Origin of the sequence: Pararcticibacter amylolyticus (genome assembly GCF_003130405.1) — a bacterium.
Taxonomy (GTDB): Bacteria; Bacteroidota; Bacteroidia; order Sphingobacteriales; family Sphingobacteriaceae; genus Arcticibacter; species Arcticibacter amylolyticus.
In genome coordinates this window covers 253,609-255,061 of the sequence record NZ_QEAS01000006.1, presented here as the reverse complement: position 1 = coordinate 255,061, position 1,453 = coordinate 253,609, and the positions used below count along the sequence as shown (strand labels likewise).

The window sequence follows — 1,453 nt, the reverse complement described above, 5'->3', positions numbered from 1 at the left end:
AGTGGTTCAACATTCACTTGCTGATTACGTTTAAAAATTGTAACTCGCAAGTCTTTAAATCGGTAATCAAATTGGCTAAATCCAAGTCTGCATATTTTTGTCAAAACTGTGGCTATGAATCTCCTAAATGGTTAGGAAAATGCCCGTCGTGTAATCAATGGAATACGTTTGTTGAAGAGCTGGTGCAAAAGACCCCGGCATCTGTACCTGATTGGAAAAACAGTACTCCTGCCGGCAGAGTGGCTAAGCCTGCTTCCATAGATGAAATAATATATGCTGAGGAAGCGCGTATTGCAACGCGTGATGCTGAATTTAACAGGGTTTTGGGAGGCGGTATTGTTGCCGGCTCGCTGGTGCTGATAGGGGGCGAGCCTGGTATCGGAAAATCGACGCTGATGTTGCAGCTTGCTTTGAGCATGAAGAAGCTTAGAGTGCTGTATGTATCTGGAGAGGAAAGTGAGCAGCAGATAAAGATGCGGGCAGAACGTCTTTCCCCTTCCCGTGCTGACAGAGAAGTTTTTATACTTACCGAAACATCAACACAGAACATATTTAAACAAATTGAATTGCTTGAGCCGCAGCTGGTGGTGGTCGATTCTATTCAGACGCTTTACTCCATTCACATAGATTCGACGCCGGGGAGTGTTTCGCAGGTGAGGGAGTGTACAGCAGAACTGCTGCGTTTTGCCAAGGAAAGTTCGACACCTGTTTTTCTTATCGGCCATATTACGAAGGATGGAGCGATTGCAGGGCCTAAGATCCTTGAACATATGGTAGACACTGTACTTCAGTTTGAAGGCGACAGGCACCATGTTTACAGAATTCTCAGAGCTGTGAAGAACCGCTTTGGATCTGCTTCAGAGATAGGGATATATGAAATGCAGGGAAGTGGGCTGAGAGAGGTATCTAATCCTTCGGAAATCCTTCTTTCGCAGCGCGACGAACAGTTAAGTGGCATCACGATCTCCGCTATGCTTGAAGGGGTCCGGCCAATGCTTATTGAGACTCAGGCGTTAGTAAGCCATTCCGCTTACGGAACTCCCCAGCGCTCGGCTACAGGATTTGACACGCGCAGAATGAACATGTTGCTGGCGGTTCTTGAGAAGCGGTGCGGGTTTCGCCTGAGTGCGAAAGATGTTTTTCTGAATATTGCAGGTGGCCTGAGGGTCGAAGATCCGGCAGTCGATCTTGGAATCGTTGCTGCAGTTATCTCTTCTCATGAGGATATTCCGGTGTCTCCGAAAATATGTTTCGCTGCAGAAGTTGGTTTGTCGGGGGAAATAAGGGCTGTTAACCGTATAGAGCAGAGAATTGCCGAAGCTGAGAAACTGGGTTTTGAACAAATTTATATTTCAAAATATAACCGGAAGGGACTTGACCAGTCTCGCTATGTTATAGAAATTAAAAGTGTTTCGAAGATTGAGGAGGTATTTGGAGGGTTGTTTGGATAGTG

General features: G+C 46.1%; 1 protein-coding gene. It reads left to right on the top strand.

Annotation, left to right across the window (positions count from 1 at the left end):
* The first annotated feature begins 71 nt into the window (after positions 1-71).
* On the top strand, positions 72-1,451 hold the full coding sequence (gene radA / locus DDR33_RS09245) for a DNA repair protein RadA (protein WP_109415486.1): 1,380 nt from the start codon (positions 72-74) through the stop codon (positions 1,449-1,451).
* Positions 1,452-1,453 lie beyond the last annotated feature (2 nt).